A 703-nucleotide genomic window follows, 5' to 3' on the forward strand; every position below is an offset into this window, starting at 1 on the left:
GGCGGTGTCCTGGTCCGCCACGGTGCGGATCATTTTCAGGGCGGCTTCGAAGATGTCGAGTCGTTCGGCGTCCGAGGTGGCTTTGCCGAGGGCTGCCAGGGGTGCGGTGGACGGGTCGGCGAGCAGGGTGTTCGGGTTCATGTCCCGGACGTTGAAGACCGGTGCCCCGAAGGTGGCCTGGCCGTCGTCGAAGTCGCCGGCCTGGTCGCCGGCGCCGAGGAGCAGGATGTACTGGCGGATGCCCTTGGCGCAGGCTGGCCGGTTGCGGCCGGAGACGAGTTCGTCGCGGATGCGCATCCGGTAGAGGAGCATCCGCTCGGGCAGGCGCGGGTCGGGCTTCGACTGGACTTCGATGTGGTGGAGGGTGTCGCCGGCTTGGGCGAGCAGGTCCACCTGAACACGGGCCATCGGGAGTTCTTCACCCAGGCGGGTGACGGTCCCGGGGCCGAGGTCGGCGCCGACGAGGGCGTACACCTGTTGTGGGGCGAGGGCGGCCATCAGGCGCAGGCTGATGTCGCGGCCCGAGCCGCGGACTCCGGGCAGGTCACCGTGGTGACTCGGTAGCGTCACCCGCGGGGCGGCCCGGTCGTTCGGTAAGTGAGGGGTTTCGTTGGTCATGCCGCTCCAACGACCGCTGGCCTATCGGGGCCGTGGGGTGAACGGGCATCATTGCCGATACGTTGGGTCGATAGTCACTGGTTAC

General features: G+C 68.8%; 1 protein-coding gene. It reads right to left on the reverse strand.

Annotation, left to right across the window (positions count from 1 at the left end; genetic code table 11):
• Positions 1 to 618, reverse strand: a 618-nt coding sequence (locus tag WH85_RS46215) for an RpnC/YadD family protein (protein WP_045748592.1), incomplete at its 3' end; no start/stop codon positions are given.
• Between the last annotated feature and the right edge of the window lie 85 nt (positions 619 to 703).

Source organism: Actinoplanes rectilineatus, assembly GCF_000962825.1.
Taxonomy (GTDB): domain Bacteria; phylum Actinomycetota; class Actinomycetes; order Mycobacteriales; family Micromonosporaceae; genus Actinoplanes; species Actinoplanes rectilineatus.